Here is a 17,576-nt window from a genome sequence, read left to right on the forward strand (position 1 = left end):
TCGTTCGCCAGGGAGCGCAGCGACCGTGAGGGCGAAGCCCGAGGCGAACAGACTCCAACAAGCCCCGGCGAGACATTCCCGACAACGCCCCCGGGGATGAGATCCGACCCCCGCATGGTTGTCATCACTAGAAGGCGGCGCTCCTCAGCCGCCCGCTTGTCGACGAAGGGTGTTTCATGTCTGTGCCGGTCTCGATCCTCGACCTTGCCACTGTCGCTCGCGACCAGTCCGTCGCCGATGCGCTGGCGGGCACCGTCGCCCTGGCCCAGACGGCGGAAAAGACCGGCTACAAGCGGGTCTGGTACGCCGAGCACCACAATATGGCCGCGATCGCGTCGTCGGCGACGTCGGTGCTGATCGCCCACGTGGCCGCCCACACCAACACCATTCGCCTCGGATCCGGGGGAGTGATGCTGCCGAACCACTCGCCGCTGCAGATCGCCGAGCAGTTCGGCACGCTCGAAACCCTGCACCCGGGCCGCATCGACCTCGGCCTGGGCCGCGCGCCGGGCACCGACCAGAACACGATGCACGCGCTGCGGCGCAACGCCACGTCGTCCGATACCTTCCCCGAGGACGTCCTCGAGCTGCAGGCGTACCTGCGCGGTGAGTCGCGCATCCCGGACGTCTCGGCATACCCGGGCGACGGCACCAACGTCCCGCTCTACATCCTCGGCTCCTCGTTGTTCGGCGCCGGCCTCGCTGCAGCCCTCGGCCTCCCGTACGCCTTCGCGTCCCACTTCGCCCCGGCCGCGCTGCACGACGCGATCGAGCTCTACCGCCGCGAGTTCAAGCCGTCCGAGCAGCTCGACAAGCCTTACCTGATGGCGGCGTTCAACGTCCTCGCCGCAGATGACCAGGCCGACGCCGAGCGCCAGCAGCAGGAGGTGCTGCGCAGCCGCGTGGCGCTGCTCGTGCGCCCCGGCACGAAGTACACCGACGAGCAGGCCGACCAGATCCTCGCCTCGCCGCAGGGCGGCCACCTGCGCCAGATGATGACCTACAGTTCGGCCGGCACCCCCGACCTCGTGTTCAAGGAGGTCACTGAGTTCGCCGAGCAGACCGGCGCGGACGAGCTGATCGTCGCCCACCAGAGCCCGCGGGTCGAGCAGCGGCTGCGGTCGGCGGAGCTCTTCGCTGACGTCTTCATGGGCCGACCGGGGTCACCCGGAGTGTTATGAGCCTCGCCCACGAGCCGGGGAGGACTGCGAGAAAGAACTGCTGCGCTCGACTCGTGGGCTGAGACGTTCATCTGCGCCTGCGTGTCGGGATGAGGTAGAAAAGTCCGCATGAGCAGGTCGAACCAACTGATGCCATGGGTTGTCGAGGCGCTGACGGCGCTAGGTGGGTCGGGGACGGTGATCGAGGTTTCCCGCGCCGTATGGGAAAAGCACGAGGAAGATCTGCGCGCGTCAGGCGATCTCTTCTATTCATGGCAGTACGACCTGCGCTGGGCCGCCCAGAAACTACGCGACTCGGGGACGCTCGAAAGGATGGACGGCGGCCGTTCCGCCGCGTGGTCGTTGGTTCGGAAGACAACGTCCTTCGAGAAGGGGCGCGAGGGGTGGAGCGACCAGGAGATCGCCGTCACGGTGGACAGCTACTTCAGGATGCTGGAGGCCGAGTTGGCCGGCGACCCGTACCGCAAGGTGGACGAGAACAGCAAAGTAGTGGAAGCGACCGGCCGAAGCCGTGGGGCTGTCGAGTTCAAGTACGCGAACATCTCGGCGGTTCTCGACGAGTTGGGGCTGACGTACGTCGCCGGTTACAAACCCAGGTCCAACTATCAAGTCGAACTTCGTACGGCGGTAGCTGCCGCCGTCGCTGCCCGCACGTCGAACGAGGCCCGTCTCGCCGGTAGCGAGACGAGCGGCAACCGTTCGGAGGTGAGTAACGATCGATCCGGCGCATGAAGATGTGTCGAGGCGAATGAGCGCTCAGAAGCGGCAGGGAACGCTTCCGGAAATGCTGATTCGTCAGGCGCTGCACGCGGACGGATATCGATACCGCATCGGGTACCCCGTACCTGGGGCGCCGCGCCGAAGCATAGATATCGCGTTCCCCGGCCAGAAAGTTGCGATCTTCGTCGATGGCTGCTTCTGGCACGGATGTCCGACACACGCCACGTCGCCCAAATCGAACGCCGAATGGTGGCGGCTGAAGATCGACCGCAACCGTGAGCGTGACCTGGAGACGAACAGCCTCCTGGTGAACGACGGCTGGACCGTCTGTCGGCTCTGGGAACATGAGCCGGTCGGTGACGCCGTGACGAGGATCGAGGCGCTGCTGCAGGTGCCGGCGGGTCGCCTCCGATGTGACGCTGGGAGTGCCTAGAATCAGCGCATGTCGCCGCGAATGAAGATGGTAGATCTGTTCGCAGGGTGCGGCGGCCTGACGGCTGGCTTTGTTGCCACTGGCCGGGTGGATCCGGTTGCAGCTGTAGAGATGGACGCCGACGCCGCCGCGACCTACGCGCAGAACTTCGGGCAGCACGTTCACGTGGGCGATATTGCTGATTGGGTGGGCGGTCCTCTTCCGTCGGCTGACATCGTCGTCGGCGGGCCTCCCTGCCAGGGCTTCTCGTCGTTGGGAAAGCAGGATCCCGCGGATCCGCGAAGCGTGATGTGGCTGCACTACGTGGAAGCGCTGACCAAGATCCAACCGCGGTACTTCGTGCTCGAGAACGTGCCGCAATTCCTGAAGTCGCCGCAATTCTTGGACTTCGCCTCCGAGTTCGAGTCGGACGGGAGGCTTGCCGCATACAAGATCGAGGTTTTCCGTGTCAATGCGGCGGAGTACGGCGCACCCCAGAATCGACGCCGGGCGGTCGTCATCGGTTCTTTGCGCGGCGAGCCTGGCGTGCCGCTGAAACCGACCGGTGCTGTCGGGGGGTCCGTCTCGAGTGCTTGGCGAGGCATGAGCACCACGGTGGTGGAAACGGATCTTCCAATCAGCAGCACGTTCCTGAACGGGCGCTCAGTGCCGGGCCCTTTCAAGCTGCAGGACATTCACATCACGCGTCGTCCTACTGAGCTGTCGAAGGCTAGGTATGCGGCCATCCCCGTGGGCGGTGACAGGCGGGATCTGCCTGATGAGCTAAAGGCACCTTGCTGGATCAAGCACACGTCGGGTTCTGCAGACGTCATGGGCCGGCTGCACGCCGACAGACCGAGCGTCACTATCCGAACAGAATTCTTCAAGCCTGAGAAGGGGCGCTACCTTCACCCGACCGCCGATCGGCCCATCACGCATGCGGAGGCCGCGCTGATCCAGGGGTTCGCCGAGGACTTCTCGTGGTGCGGCACGAAGGTATCGATCGCCAAGCAGATCGGTAACGCGGTGCCACCGCCGCTCGCCAACGCCATTGCGGCGGCTCTGCTCCAGCACCACGACGAATGGCTCGAACGAGCCATTCCCGGCAGGAGTTGAACGATCCACCGGTAAATGACCCACCCAGTTGATACACATGACCGTGTCGTACGACACAGGGGATCGACGGGGAGCAAGGCATCGTGGGGGAATGGGTTGGCGCTGACGGCGCCGTTGCGAAAGAAGTCCTGCAGCAAACAGATCGTTGTCTGGGAACGTACCGAGAAGATCGGCTCAGAGTTGAGCAGGACGCCGCGATCGAGGCGGGGATCGCGCAAGGCGGCTATGGGCGTAAGCAGCTGTACGAGCTGATTCAGAACGGCGCCGACGCGATGCTCAGTCGCCCCGGCAACATCCGCGTCGTCCTCGACGGCTCCTGCCTGTATGTCGCGAACGAAGGCAGCCCGTTGAGCGTCGCGGGCGTCCATGCGCTCATGGGTTCTCATTTGTCTCGCAAACGTGGCGAGGAGATCGGTCGTTTCGGTCTGGGCTTCAAGTCCGTTGTAGCCATCTCGGACTCACCCCAGGTGTTCAGTCGCTCCGGCTCATTCGGGTTCGACCGCGCATATTCTCGTGAGCTCATTTCGGCCGTTGTGTCCGACGCTCCGTCATACCCGATCATGCGTATTGCTCGTGTGCTGGACGCCCACCTCGAAGCGTCGTCCGATCCGGTGCTTGCCGAGCTCATGTCGTGGGCGACTACGGTCGTGAAGGTCCCCTTCGCGGACGGCTACGCGCCGCTGTCATCGGACCTGAAGACTTTTCCAGCTCCGTTCCTACTTTTCTCGCCGCATGCCAAGGAGCTGGAGTTGATCGATCTCGTGGCGCGCGGACGCCGCGTCATCTCGGTCGCATCACGGTCGGACGGCGAGATCGTTCTGTCTGACGCTGGAGAGAAGAGCCGTTGGCGAGTGGCGCGACGAGACCACCGGCCGGGCAGACTCGCCCTCAAGGACGCCGGCGACCTTGCGCATCGGGAGTCGATCGGCGTCGCGTGGGCCGTGCCGCTGAGTGGACGGGACGCGGAGGGACAGTTTTGGGCGTTCTTTCCGACGCAGGACCGCACGACGTTGTCCGGAATCGTCAACGCTCCGTGGAAGCTGAGCGATGATCGCCGGAACCTTCTCCCCGGCTCGTTCAACAACGAGATTCTCACTGAGGTGTTGCCTCTTCTCATCGCTGGTGAGTGGCCCAAGCTCCATAACCACGACGACCCTGCTTGGGCATTGGACCTGCTTCCGGCCCGTGGGAGGGAAGTCCGGAGTTGGGCCGATGACCAGCTGAACCTACCTATCATCGATCGGATCCGGTCCGTTGCCTCGTTGCCTGACGTGTCCGGCGCGTTGAGGCGTCCTGCCGATCTGAGAATCCATCCGCGCCGACTCACTCCCGCGCATCTCGCGACGTGGGCATCGGTGGTGCCCGTCCCGAGCGGTTGGGTCCATCACTCGGTCGACTCGAACGCGGAGCGCCGCTCCAAAGCAGAACGTCTGTTGGCCGGAGGCACCGAAGACAGCATCGCGAACGTCAAGGAATGGGTGGAGGCATTGCTCCATTCGCCGACTGTCGCGAATTCGGCCATCGCCATTGATCTTGTACGGCAGCTCGCCATGGACGGCGACCTCGGCGAGGAGGCTCGATCGGCACGAATCGTCATGCTCGAGGACGGGAGCCTCGCGCCGGCCAAGCGTGGTCGCGTCTTCGTGCGTTCGTCAGCGGACGAGGAGGGCTTCCAGTTCATTCATCCAGAATTGGCTGCCTTGCCCGGCGTCGTCTCGGCGCTGGAAGATCTCGGCATCAAACTGCTGGATCGCGCCGGCGAACTGAGAAACGCGTTGACCGGCAAGAGCCCGGCACAGATCAGCTGGGGAGCAGTGTGGTCGCTTTCGCGCGACTGTTCTCAGGATGTCGCGTACGACCTGATGCGTGACGAACTGCCGGACCCGGTGGAGGGATCCCTTCGAGTTCGAAACCGGGTCGGTTCCTTCGTCCCGTTGGGCAACGTGTTCGTTCCGGGCGGCGTGATCAAGCCTGGAACTCGAGGCGACGAACGGTTCACGCTTGATGTCGACTTCCACCGTGAAGATCTGGAGCTGCTGGAGCGATTCGGCGCCGTTTCGCAGCCAGTGCTTCGGGCGCAGGTCCCGCAGGAGGCTTGGCTGCTGGCCTACCAGGATCTCGTCAAGGAGAAGTACCTCGAAGGCTTGACGGGGGCGAAGCCCTCGGTCGACAAACTCATCGCCAGTGGGCCGGTACCCCCTTGGCCGCTTGACTCGTTGAACGAGCTGTCCCCACCCGCGCGCGTGATCATGACGGAGATCGCTCTCGGTCTGACATCCGGGCAGTCGTGGCGAGTCAGACATGCCACCGTCGCGACCTACCAGCCGAGAACATACCGCGACCCGGTTCTCTGGTGGGTCCACAAGCATGGGTTTCTCGCAACTGGGATCGGCCCGTTTCCGGCCAAGGAATGCCTTCTGGCTGGCGACGGCATACCGGACAACGTGTTTCCCACGGTCAACATCTCGGAGGAGACCGCAAGACAAGTGGGCGTAGCGAGCGACCTTGAGTCGCTGGGGGAGGCGACGTGGCGCCGTCTCTTCAAAATGGCGGAGGCGTGGGATCCGGAGCGAAGGAACCTGCTGTATGCGTGGGGCGCCTATATGACGGGAGCCCCGGACTCACTCATCGCCATGGTGGGTGAGCGGCCCCGCTCAGTCTCGACCCGTGACGTGGCTGTGGTGTCCAACCAGGAGGATCTCCGTTCACTGGTCGAGCAGCGCAGTCCGGTGATCCTGGTTCGCGAGCCGGAGGATGTCGAAAGGCTGATCGAGGCCTGGGGCCTGGAGAACGGCAAAGCACTTCTGGAGCAGGAGCTGGCTTTCGAACCGGTCGGCGAGCCCCAGGTGCTCGTCGACATGTACCCGAAGTTGCGTCTCTGGGACGTGCCGGCGTCAGTCAAACTGCAGCCCTGCGACTCGATCGAACTCTTGACGGTGACCAACAGCGGAACCCGCAGCCGGCCGATCTCCAGCTACTTGAACGACGACGTTCTGCTGACGACCGCGTCCGACGAGCGCGCGACCCTACGGGACGTGGCCGAGCAGTTGCAGATCAAGATGTCGGACGACGAGATCCTCTCGATCATCGAACACGTGCGATCACGTGAGATGAGTAAGGTCGTCGCTGCGGTGCGCTCAGCCGTAGGGGTCGAGGAAAAGCTCGCCCTTCTGGTGGGTGAGGAGGCGCTGGTACGTCATATCCCAGCCGCAGCCCTCGAGTCGGTCCGGGCAGAATTGGGTCGAGAACCGACCGGGATCGAATTGGCCAGACTGGCCGTTGCCGTGCTGGGCGTGAGGTCGCTCCAGGCCTTCCGTGCGGTGCTCGAGGATCGCGGACTGACGCCCCCTGTCCAATGGGCCGGCGGTTCGTCGACTCGCCGCTTCGTGGCCGATCTCGGCTTCCCGGCGGAGTTCGCAGGGTTTGCGTCCGATTTCAAACCGGCCATGTTCGGCGTGGATGGTCCCGCGGAACTCGACTCGCTTCATGACTATCAGGTCATTGTGACCAGCAAGATCAAGGCGATGCTGCGCGGAACGGCGGAAGCACGCGGGATGGTCTCGCTGCCGACAGGCGCGGGCAAGACGCGGGTTGCGGTCCAGGCTCTCGTCGAGGAGATTGCCGAGGGCAATCTGAGCGGTCCCATGGTCTGGATCGCGCAGTCGGACGAGCTGTGTGAGCAGGCGATCGAAACTTGGTCCGTGATCTGGCGGTCATTGGGACCCTCCAAGCCGCTCCACATCGGTCGCTTGTGGGCGACCAACGATGTCGAAGAAGTCGGCACAGGCATCCAACTCGTCGTGGCAACACCGCAGAAGCTCCTGAAGTGCAAGCCCAAGGCTTCGTACGACTGGCTCACCGAGAACTCCGTCGTCATCGTGGACGAGGCCCACACTTCTGTGGCTCCTATGTACACGGAGGTGCTCGACTGGCTGGGCTTAGGACGCTCTCGTAAAGGCAAGCGCCCTCTGATCGGACTGACTGCGACGCCGTTCAGGAACACGAACGTCGCAGAGACCAGCCAGTTGGCCTCACGCTATGACAAGAACCGGCTCGACGAGGGCGCGTTCGTCGGTGACCCGTACGAGTACCTCCAGAAGAAGAAAGTGCTCGCCAATGTGGAGCAGGAGATTCTCAAGGGGGTTGACATCGAGCTCAGTGCAGCTGAACTCGCCGAGACGGAGAAGTTCAAGGACATCCCGCGAAGCGTCCAGCTGAAGCTCGGCACCAACGTCGCTCGGAACGAGACGATCCTGCAGTCCGTCGCTTCCCTGCCCCCGGACTGGACTGTCCTGCTGTTCGCGACGTCAGTCGACAACGCACGTGTGCTGGCGTCGCTGCTCACATTCCGTGGCATACCAGCAGTCTCGATATCGGCGGAGACCGACATGGCCGCGAGACGCCACTACATCGACGAGTTCAAGGCCGGCCGGGTCAGGGTCATCACCAACTACAACGTCCTCGCCCAGGGTTTCGATGCACCCGCCGTTCGAGCTGTGTACGTCACGAGACCGACCTACAGTGCGAACCTCTACCAACAAATGATCGGTCGCGGTCTCCGCGGACCGCTCAACGGAGGCTCGGAGAAGGTCAAGATCGTGAACGTCGAGGACAACGTCCTGCAGTACGGGGCGGATCTCGCGTTCACCGAGTTCGAGCACCTGTGGAAGAAGGACTCCGATGTTGAACAGTGACGACGCGTTGGACGAGGACCAGCTGGCCGCGGCGGGGATTGCTCCTGGCGAGCGCCAGGTGGTCATTGCTCCCGCGGGCACGGGCAAGACCGAATCGGTGGCTGCACTGGTGGAGAGTCTGGTGACGAACGGGGGTGTCCTTGCCTCTCAGGGCATCCTGATCCTGACCTTCTCCCGTGCGGCAGTCAGCGCCATCAGACGTCGGCTCGCGGGCAAGGATGCAGCCCTGCGGGCCACGAACGTCAGGACTCTTGACGCGCTTGCTGCACGGCTCATCTCCACTGAGGAGTCGGCGGGTGAGCCGGCACGCTCCTTCGACGGGCGCATCGAGCAAGCGACGAAGGTTTTGAGACGCGATGTCGTGTCCGACGAGCTCGCGGTGGTCGAGCACGTGATCGTTGACGAGGTTCAGGACGTCGTCGGAGTACGTGCTGAGTTCGTCCTGGAGATTCTGCGTGCCACGCGCTCGCACGCCGGCTTCACGGTCCTCGGCGATCCGCAACAGGCGATCTACAACTTCCAGATCAAGGACACCGGTGGCGTGACGTCGGGGCAGTTCCTCGGATATCTGGACCAGCAATTCGCGCCGGAGCTGAGAGCTCTCGGGACGAACTACCGTGCGGAATCCGAGGACTCGCGCCGGTTCGCATCGCTGGGTTTTCAGCTCGACGGACTCCCGGACCGACGACGCATCGAGGTCGTCAGACGTGAACTGGCCTCGGTCACGACCGTGGGAGACGTCAGTGAGATGCCCGCATTCTTGTCGAAGTGGGCCCCGAACAGGACGGCGTTCCTGTGCGAGACCAACGGAGTTGCTCTCGCGGTGCGAGACTCGCTGCGAGCGAACGGCGTCGAGGCGGCCCTGCAGAGCTCGGCGGAGCAGCGGGGAGCGGCTGCCTGGGTCGCGCGCGCGGTCGACGCCTCGAAGTCCAAGATGAAGCGGTCGGCGTTCGTGGAGCAGTGGGACGACACGTCGGGCCGCTCTGCGGCTGACGCCTGGCGCCTGCTCAAGCAAGCCGAACGCGATTTCAAGACCGGCGACTCGCTCCAAGTCGCCCGTCTGGCACGAGCCGTCGCGCTGCGAGACGTCCCGGCTGAGCTCCTCGAGCCTGCCGACGCGGACGTTGTCGTGTCCACGGTCCACCGCAGCAAGGGGTTGGAGTTCGACAACGTACTCCTGGTCAACACCGGTCGCTGGCTGTCGGCAGAGGCTTCGAACGATGATGCTTCGGAGGCGTACGTAGCGCTGACCCGTTCACGGGATCGGGTATTCGCTGTGGACCAATATCTCGACAGGGGCCTGCGCCGGGACAAGATGTCGGATCGATGGGTTCTCCAGGGACGCGAGGCGTGGCAGACGTTCGGATTTGAGATCCGACCGGCGGACACTCGCACGTACACCGATCCTGGCCGCGCCCCGGACGTGTCTCAGTACATCCGCGACGAGACGAGGATCGGGGACGAGGTCGACCTTCGCCTCAATAAGGTCTCCTCGGACCTTTCCCGTCCCGTCTACGACGTCGAGCACCGAGGTCGACGTATCGGTGTCACCTCCGAAGACTTCGGGTTCAACCTGCAAAGACGCTTGGGCTCGATCCGCAAGGCCGGCAGAGGTTGGCCTCACATCCAGGGCCTCCGGATCGATGGATTCGAGACCCGAGGGTGTGGGCCGGAACTCGCCCATCCTGACGTGTTGAGCCTTTGGCTCGGAGTAGTGGTGACAGGCATGGCAAGACTTGATTGGAACGGTGAGGACGAATGAGGGTGAACCTGGACCCGTGGTACGACTTGCGTGGCCGGCTGGTGGACGCGCTCGTCGCCGACCTCGTCGGTGGGCCCGATGACGATGTCCTCGACGAAGCACCGCTGGATCGGTTCGTCATGGGGATCCTTCACCCGCAGGCGGCAGGCTCCATGGAGGCCGAACCCGACGTGCCGGACGCTGCGGATGGGAACGGCACCGACAACACATACGATCCCGCGGTTGCGTTGTCGCGCCGTCAGTACCCCTCCTCGATGGGCCTGACGGTTGCGGTCGACACGGCTGCGACTCCGGAGATGTCGATCGACGTTTCCGCTGTCCTGTACGGCGAGGACGACGAGAGCGGGTCGTGGAAACGGACGGTCGACGCCGCCCATTCGGTGACCGTGTCGACGACCGAAGCCGGACGTACGAAGCACGATGTGGTCGAGGGTCTCGAACTCCAGGTGTTCGTCCGCCGCGCGGTTCGAGGGTCCGTCCCGATCACCGTGGCGTTGATCAACACGCTGCCACCCCCGGCCACCGGCAAACGTGACGGATCGTGCTGGTTCCAGCCTCGGATCGAACTGTCCGCCGAGGACGGCGAGTTCATCGATCGCAACGTGGCGCGAGGGCATGGCACCGATGCGGAAGCGGCGTCGTATGCGTTGCTGTACCGAGGAGTCAGGGACCTCGCGGTCGGACACGGGTGCTCCGTCGAGTGGGAACAAGGGGCCGGCAGGGTCACAAGAGTCACGACGACGTTCGTCCCCCGGCACGCAGTCGCGCTCGCCGAGGCGGCGGGCTCGGGGGAGTCGACCTTGCTCATGAAGGACTTCGCCGCGAAGACCGGAGTCCGGCCACTCGAGCAGATGGTCGCCGGATACGAGACATGGATTGCGGACCGGACGGCGGAGGCCGCCCCGCTCGAGGGCCAGCTGCGTGAAGCAGCGGAGAAACATCTGGCCGAGGCCGCGCTGGCGGCGTCTCGTATGCGCGATGGTATTGCGCTTCTCCTGGAGAACGAGGAAGCCGGCGAGGCGTTCGCCCTGATGAACGAGGCGATGCGGCTGCAGCGGTATCGCCAGGATCTTGCGCGTAACGGAAAGGAGGTAGCGGATCAGTCTGTCCAGGAGTGGCGCCCGTTCCAGATGGCGTTCATCCTGATGAATCTTGCCGATCTCACCGATCCGCAGTCCGAGGGTCGAGACTCCGTCGATCTGCTCTGGTTCCCCACCGGCGGTGGCAAGACCGAGGCGTACCTCGGCCTCATCGCCTACTCGATCTTCCTGCGCCGGCTACGAGATCCGCAGGTCGGGGGAGTCTCCGTACTGATGCGCTACACCCTGCGTCTTCTCACGATTCAGCAGTTCGAACGAGCGGCAGGTCTGATCTGCGCGATGGAGTCGATCCGTCGTCAACAACTGCCCGACGCTGCTCCGATCTCTCTCGGGTTGTGGGTCGGGCAGGGCGCCACGCCGAACAACGTCGACGATGCTCGGTCGGGGCTAAAGGCCTTGGCTAACGACGAGTTCGCGAAGAAGGGCAACCCTCGACAACTGCTCAACTGCCCGGCTTGTGGGACGCATCTGCCGCTGAGCGCATATGGCGTCCTGCGCGGGCCCGACCGGCTCCAGGTGCGCTGCCCGAACGCCTCATGCGACTTCGCCGATGGTCTGCCGGTTCACCTGATCGACGAGGACGTCTATCGGGAACGACCTTCGCTCGTGATTGGCACCGTGGACAAATTCGCGATGATGGCGTGGAAAGAACAGGCAGGTGCTCTGTTCGGCTCGGACGGGCAGAACCCGCCGCCCGACCTGATCGTGCAGGACGAGTTGCACCTCATCAGCGGTCCGCTGGGAACGATGGTCGGGCTGTACGAGACCGCGGTCGATGCTGCGTGCTCTCGAGTCGGGCGACCGAAAGTGGTTGCTTCGACGGCCACGATTCGTCGCGCCGAGGATCAGGTGAAGGCAGTATTCGCTCGCTGTGCTCGACAGTTCCCCGCATCAGGTCTCGTCGCCGCCGATTCGTACTTCTCGGTGGAAGCATCCCCGGAGGTCAAGGGTGACCGGCTGTACGTCGGTCTGATGTCGCCGAGCGTCAGCCATACGACCTTGATGGTCCGCGTGTATGCGGCGATCCTTCAAGCGGCGGCGGAGCTTGAGGCGGACGAAAGCGTGCGCGACGCCTACTGGACGTTGCTCGGCTATTTCAACAGCCTCCGCGTCCTCGGTGGCGCCTTCATGCAGGTTCAGGACGACGTCCCCGATCGGCTGAAGGTGATTGCGCGGCGCCACGGTCAGCCTCAGCGTGAGCTGAACGATTCCACCCTGGAGCTGACTTCTCGGATCGATTCATCGGAGGTGCCGGGTGCGCTCGAGCGTCTCGGCACCAGCTTGCCGGACGAGGAGTCGCCCGACGTGGTTCTGGCCACCAACATGATCTCGGTCGGCGTCGATGTCGACCGCCTCGGGCTCATGGCTGTGATGGGGCAGCCCCAGGCCACCGCCGAGTACATCCAGTCGACCAGTCGCGTGGGTCGAAAGTTCCCGGGTCTTGTCCTCGTGCTCTACAACGCGGCCCGGTCGAGGGACTTGTCGCACTACGAGCTCTTTCAGAGCTATCACCAGGCGCTCTACCGACAGGTCGAGGCGACCGGGGCGACGCCGTTCGCGGCGCGGGCCCGGGATCGTGGGCTTCACGGAATGCTCGTCTCCCTGGTACGCCAAGTCGTGTCGGGAGCCGGCCCGGACAAGGCCGCGGGGCGCATCGCGGAATGGACTGACGGTCTGCAATCGGCCAGGAACACCATCCTCAAAAGGTGCGAGTGCGTCGCGCCCGACGAAGCGGATGCCCTCGCGCGGCAGATCGACGAGCTGATCGACGCCTGGGGTCATGCGGCTGCGGAGGGGCAGGTGACCCACTACCCGGGTTGGTTCCAACGTGTGGAGAAGGCTCTGCTGAGAGATGCCAGCACGGTCATCGACGACGAGGAGTTCGACTATCCGGTCGATGCGCCCCCGTGGCCGACGATGACGAGTCTTCGTGACGTCGACGCGACGTCGCATCTCTTTCTCGTACCCACCGCCCGCAAGGAGAATGGCCCCAATGGCGAATAACGTTGCGGAGTCCAGGCGTACTCAGCTGGTCTCCACCTACGGGATCGGCGCACTTTTCCCCGCCCAGGACGAGAGCTTCATGATTCTCGGGCTCGACGATTGGCGGGTAGACCTGTGCCGCGAGATACCTGAACCTCGGCTGGCCAGATCGCTCGGGGTGCAGACCTTTCGCCTGCCGCCGAGCGGCTCCCACAAGGAACGAGACGTCCCCGTCATCCGATTCCCGTCCAAGCACTACTGCCCCAGCTGCCGGCGACTGGACGATCACTTCCGGTTCTGCACGTACGACAAGAACGTCTGCGAGGACTGCTCCCGGACGATCACTCCGTCCAGGTTCGTGGTGAGCTGCACAGCCGGGCACATCGACGAATTTCCATACTTCCGGTGGCTTCACGTCGACCAGGAGTATGCCGAGGGCGCGAAGCACGAGATGCGTCTCACCACCCTCGGTGAAAGCTCGTCGCTCCGCGACATCGTCCTGACGTGCAGCTGCGGCGTGAAGCGCAAGACGATGGCCAACACGTTCGGCGCCAAAGCGATGGTCGGCGTGATCAAGTGTGCGGGCCGCCGTCCTTGGCTCCAGGGCGCGGAGAACGAGGTCTGCTCGGAGACTCCACGGACCATGCAGCGCGGTTCCTCGAGTGTTTGGTTTCCGGCCGTCCGGTCGGCGATTTCGATTCCTCCATGGTCCGACAAGGTGCACAAGCTGGTCGGAAAGTACTGGCCGGTCCTCGAGCACATCCCGCTGCCGTCCTTGAGGCCGACGGTCGAAGGGCTCGTCGCTTCTGCTCTCTCGGGAGTCACGGTCGAGGATGTGATCTCAGCGGTTCTGCAGCGGAAGGGGTTGCTCGACGGTTCAGAGACGGTGACGGAGCAGGAACTGCGCGATGACGAGTTCAAGGCGCTCTTCGACGGCTACCCCGAGGAGTCTTCTCACCAGCAGTTCGTCGCCAAGCCGATCGACGACTTGCCGGTCGATTCACGCGGGATCTTCTCGAGGGTGTGCGAGGTCAGTCGATTGCGCGAAGTTCGTGCCTTGCACGGGTTCTCGCGAGTAACCCCGGCCGACGGTGACGGCGCAGGTGCGTCGTCCCACGTGGCCAAGTTGTCGCAGCAGCCCAGCGCGTGGTTGCCGGCGATCGAGGTCCATGGTGAAGGCATCTTCATGAACTTCGACGAGGAGGCGATCGAGGAGTGGGCCGATTCGACGTTCGTGACCGGGCGTACCGCCATGCTGCAACATGCATCGGACCTGAAGGCAGCTTCGGACGGCGGGGCCCAGGATGCTGCGACAGTCAGCGCCAAGAGAGTGTTCCTCCATACGCTGTCGCACGTTCTCATCAACGAGCTCTCGTTGGACGCCGGCTACCCGGCGGCGTCTTTGCGGGAGCGCCTTTACACGGGCGATGGACAGGCAGGCGTGCTCATCTACACGGCGTCTGCGGACTCCGCTGGCAGCCTCGGTGGGCTGTCGGCGCAGGCCGACGGAGACCTGCTGTGGGCTGTGCTGAAGTCAGGCATCGACCGGGCGTCCTGGTGCTCGACAGATCCGGTGTGCATCGAATCAACGGCAGCTGGCAAGGACGCGCTCAATCTGGCTGCCTGCCACGCATGTCTTCTCGTTCCGGAGACCAGTTGCGAGGTGGCCAACACGTACCTCGACAGAGCGCTGCTCGTGGGCACGCCGGATGAGCCGGATGCTGGGTTCTTCGCCGATCTTGCACGCCGGTGAACGGGAGAAAACGTGAGTGAGAACAAGGGCGGGTGGCGTGAAAGCCTGAATGCTGCCAAGCAAAGAGTCGACGAATTCGCGGCCACCGAACCGACGGCCAAACGGGTCTTGGATAGCGCCAGGAGTGGTGCGGGCGCAGCCAGTCGCACCCTCGACTCCACGCGCAAGAAGGTCACCCAGGAGGAGGCGTTCGCCGACGTGCTGAATCTTCTCGAAGAGGTGGTGGACGTCCTGATCGTGCAGTCCAAGGTCATCGACGGGCTCACGGACCGAGTCGTAGCCCTGGAAGCCAGACAGCTCTGATGAATCCGGATTCGCGGTCGGCTCTGGGATCTCTGGCTGCCGAGGCGAGACGTACACGCCCCGATCGCGAGGAGTGGGGGGCGCTGGTGCAGCGCGTCCGCGCGACCGCGGTCCTGGCTCGCATTGAACGATCCCTCATCGACGGCGCGCTCGTAGTTGATACGGCAACGGACGCTAGCGCCGACGCTTGGCCTGCCGACTTCGTCGAAGCGTTCCGTCACCTTCGGTACGACGGGAAGTACGGGGTGGAGGAGCGGGCGGGCGTGTACGGCCTCTTCGACCATCTCACGCAAGATCAGCTCGATGGCATCGCCAACAGCGTCAAGGGCACGGTTCTCGAGATCCGTGTCCGAGACATGGCCCAGGCGGGCGAGCTGCCCGGCATGTCAAATGTCCCGAGCGGCGCCCGACTTTCCGGATCTTTGACCCAGACCGGCCATGATGTCGAGATCATGAACGGCAGCGGAGAGATCGTCGAGAAGATTCAGGTCAAGGCCGGGTCGTGGACGAACTTCTCGGGCCGCATGGACGAGTATGCGAATGACGGCATACCTGTGGCCGTGACGTCCGAGGCGGCGGGTCGCGCAGCTGAGGCCGGTCGTTCTGCGGATGTGATCGATACGGGCATCAGCGCCGCTGATCTGAGCGCGCAAACCGCTGAGCTTGTAGACAATCTCGGTCTGGGACATGCAATCGACGAAATCGTGCCGGAGATGGCTCTTGTCATGCTGACAGCCGCTGCGGCCGTGAGACTGAAGTCCGGGCAGTCGCCCACGGAGGTGCGCCAGTGGGTCACGGGGCAGCTGCAGGAACTTGGCGTAGCAAACGCCGCAGGTCTGGCCATCAGCGTGATGTCAGGGGTCGCTGTGCTCAGGCCGGTTGCCGCCCTGGGCGCGAAATGGACCCTCGCGAGGGTTCGAACCGGTGCCGAGGTCTCCGCCTCGGTGGCCACTTTGCGCCAGCGTCTTCGAGCGACGGCGAAACCTCCGGATGTTTGACCGGACAAACCTCGAGCTTGCGAAGTCGGCGATCGTGGAAGTCCTCCGACTGCGTCCTTCACTGTCCGAGAGGCAGATTAGCGCGGCCCTTCGTGGGAGGAAGCTGCGATTGACCGAGGAGGAGGTCCGCCGAGTTCTACAGTCATCGATATTTGTCCTGGGTGCGGATCAGCGGTGGACTGTGAAAGAGACGAGGTCCGACCCGGTGTCGGGGCACGACATGGGCGACCGCAACTCGGTGACAGCCGCCCCGGTCGAACTGAACGCAGAGCAGCTGCAGGTCGCTCTAGGTGCGACCGGCGAAGAACTCGCGATTCTCATGAGGCAGCTCGCGAGCGAACGCCTGGGGGTTGACTGGTCGCGGATGTGGCGGCTGTTGATGGCGGGAAAAGTGGCGAGGATTTCGCCCGGTACGCTTCAGTCGCTTCGCGCAGCAGTCGATGCGACGAAGGAACTCCGATTCGCGGAAGCAGCGCGGACCGAAGGCAGAGACGCCGAACGGCAGGCAGCTCTGGACGCGCAGGCGGCTGCCAGGAGCGCAGAGATCGAGGCGGATCGGGCGCTCAGCCGGATGAAGGCTGAGGGTGAGCGGGCGCGCAAGGCCGAACTCGACAGCCGCAATGCTCAGCTCAAGCAGCGCGAGCTCGAGAAAAAGCTCCGTGGTCTGGAGACTCAGGTCGAGCGGGCCGAGCAGAAAGTGAAGCAGGCCGAGCGGTCCGCTGCCGCGGCAGCCTCCACCAGCCGGCCGTCGATCCGTCGCGTCCCGCGGGACCAGCTTCGCCATCCGCCGCTGGGCGTATGGCAGTCGCGATCAGGAGGTTCGCAGCACCTTCATGTCGCGCCTCCCACGACGAACGGCGAGGTCGTGCTCGCGCAGGAGCTCGAAAAGATCGGACATGGCCTCGTGGTGCTGAATGCCACCATCGCGGTCGGTTCGCAGGAGCGGGAAGTCGACGCGTTAGTCATCCTTCCTGTCGGGATCTTTACCGTCGAGCAGAAGGACACCGCTCTGGTCGGCACTCTGGAGGTCCCCACGAACGGTCCGCCCACGGTCGACGGGCGTGTGATGGACGGGGGTGACCACAGGGGTCAGGCACGAAAGGAGTCCCAGCTGTTGGCAACGCTCGCCGCAGCGGATCCGGCGATCGACATCGGGTTCGTGAGCCCGATGCTTTCGTACTACGGAGACGTCGAGATCGCGACTGAGCAGTCGGGAACCGTGATCGTCCGCCGCACCGGAGCACTTGCCGACCTGTTCGGGGATTACTCACGGAGCCGAAGGCAGACGATCAGACGGCCTACCGTGATCGATCTGCTGGAGCGTCTTGAGGCCCCAGGCTTGCCGTGGGACGACATAGGGGCGGCAGGTTTCGAGGATGATCTGTCATCCCGCACCGCAGAGATCGATGGAGACGAGTGATGCCCTCGGCGGCCGAGAAATGCCACCGCGATTGGGAGTACTGGATTCCCATCACGGAATCGACCATGAGAGGCCCGTCGTTCGACCGGACGCTCTAGGATCGCGATGGGGAAACCAGAACTCGACGGGGATGA

General features: G+C 64.1%; 11 protein-coding genes. All 11 read left to right on the forward strand.

What is annotated here, in order from left to right:
* The first annotated feature begins 176 nt into the window (after positions 1-176).
* The 11 genes from GEV27_RS07520 to GEV27_RS07570 all read left to right on the forward strand — a co-directional run bounded on the left by GEV27_RS07520 (position 177) and on the right by GEV27_RS07570 (position 17,442).
* Entirely contained in the window at positions 177-1,181 is a 1,005-nt protein-coding gene (locus GEV27_RS07520; RefSeq protein ID WP_153933796.1) for an LLM class flavin-dependent oxidoreductase, read from the forward strand.
* Positions 1,182-1,289: 108 nt separating this feature from the next.
* Positions 1,290-1,913, forward strand: a complete 624-nt coding sequence (locus GEV27_RS17560; protein WP_194944149.1) for a hypothetical protein — start codon at positions 1,290-1,292, stop codon at positions 1,911-1,913.
* 4 nt (positions 1,914-1,917) lie between these two features.
* Positions 1,918-2,334 carry a very short patch repair endonuclease gene (locus GEV27_RS07530; protein WP_309222093.1) on the forward strand — a complete coding sequence of 139 codons (417 nt, stop codon included), beginning with the start codon at positions 1,918-1,920 and terminating at the stop codon, positions 2,332-2,334.
* 9 nt (positions 2,335-2,343) lie between these two features.
* On the forward strand, positions 2,344-3,429 hold the full coding sequence (locus GEV27_RS07535; protein WP_153933798.1) for a DNA cytosine methyltransferase: 1,086 nt from the start codon (positions 2,344-2,346) through the stop codon (positions 3,427-3,429).
* Positions 3,430-3,512: 83 nt separating this feature from the next.
* Complete coding sequence (locus GEV27_RS18240; protein ID WP_153933799.1) at positions 3,513-8,123, forward strand: sacsin N-terminal ATP-binding-like domain-containing protein; 4,611 nt, start codon at positions 3,513-3,515, stop codon at positions 8,121-8,123.
* Entirely contained in the window at positions 8,110-9,885 is a 1,776-nt protein-coding gene (locus GEV27_RS07545; protein WP_153933800.1) for a UvrD-helicase domain-containing protein, read from the forward strand. The genes GEV27_RS18240 and GEV27_RS07545 overlap by 14 nt, the downstream gene beginning before the upstream one ends.
* A 2-nt stretch (positions 9,886-9,887) precedes the next feature.
* On the forward strand, positions 9,888-12,989 hold the full coding sequence (locus GEV27_RS07550; protein ID WP_309222094.1) for a helicase-related protein: 3,102 nt from the start codon (positions 9,888-9,890) through the stop codon (positions 12,987-12,989).
* Positions 12,979-14,721 (forward strand): DUF1998 domain-containing protein, encoded by a 1,743-nt coding sequence (gene drmB, locus GEV27_RS07555; RefSeq protein WP_153933802.1) that lies wholly within the window; start codon positions 12,979-12,981, stop codon positions 14,719-14,721. Before GEV27_RS07550 ends, drmB begins: the two co-directional genes overlap by 11 nt.
* Before the next feature lie 12 nt (positions 14,722-14,733).
* Positions 14,734-15,024, forward strand: coding sequence for a hypothetical protein (locus GEV27_RS07560; RefSeq protein WP_153933803.1), 291 nt, complete (start codon positions 14,734-14,736; stop codon positions 15,022-15,024).
* An 86-nt stretch (positions 15,025-15,110) separates the two neighbouring features.
* Positions 15,111-16,022 (forward strand): hypothetical protein, encoded by a 912-nt coding sequence (locus GEV27_RS07565; RefSeq protein WP_153933804.1) that lies wholly within the window; start codon positions 15,111-15,113, stop codon positions 16,020-16,022.
* Between the two features lie 220 nt (positions 16,023-16,242).
* Entirely contained in the window at positions 16,243-17,442 is a 1,200-nt protein-coding gene (locus GEV27_RS07570) for a nuclease-related domain-containing protein (protein WP_153933805.1), read from the forward strand.
* Positions 17,443-17,576 lie beyond the last annotated feature (134 nt).

It is taken from the genome of Aeromicrobium sp. S22 (assembly GCF_009661045.1).
In the GTDB taxonomy this organism is placed as follows: Bacteria; Actinomycetota; Actinomycetes; order Propionibacteriales; family Nocardioidaceae; genus Aeromicrobium; species Aeromicrobium yanjiei.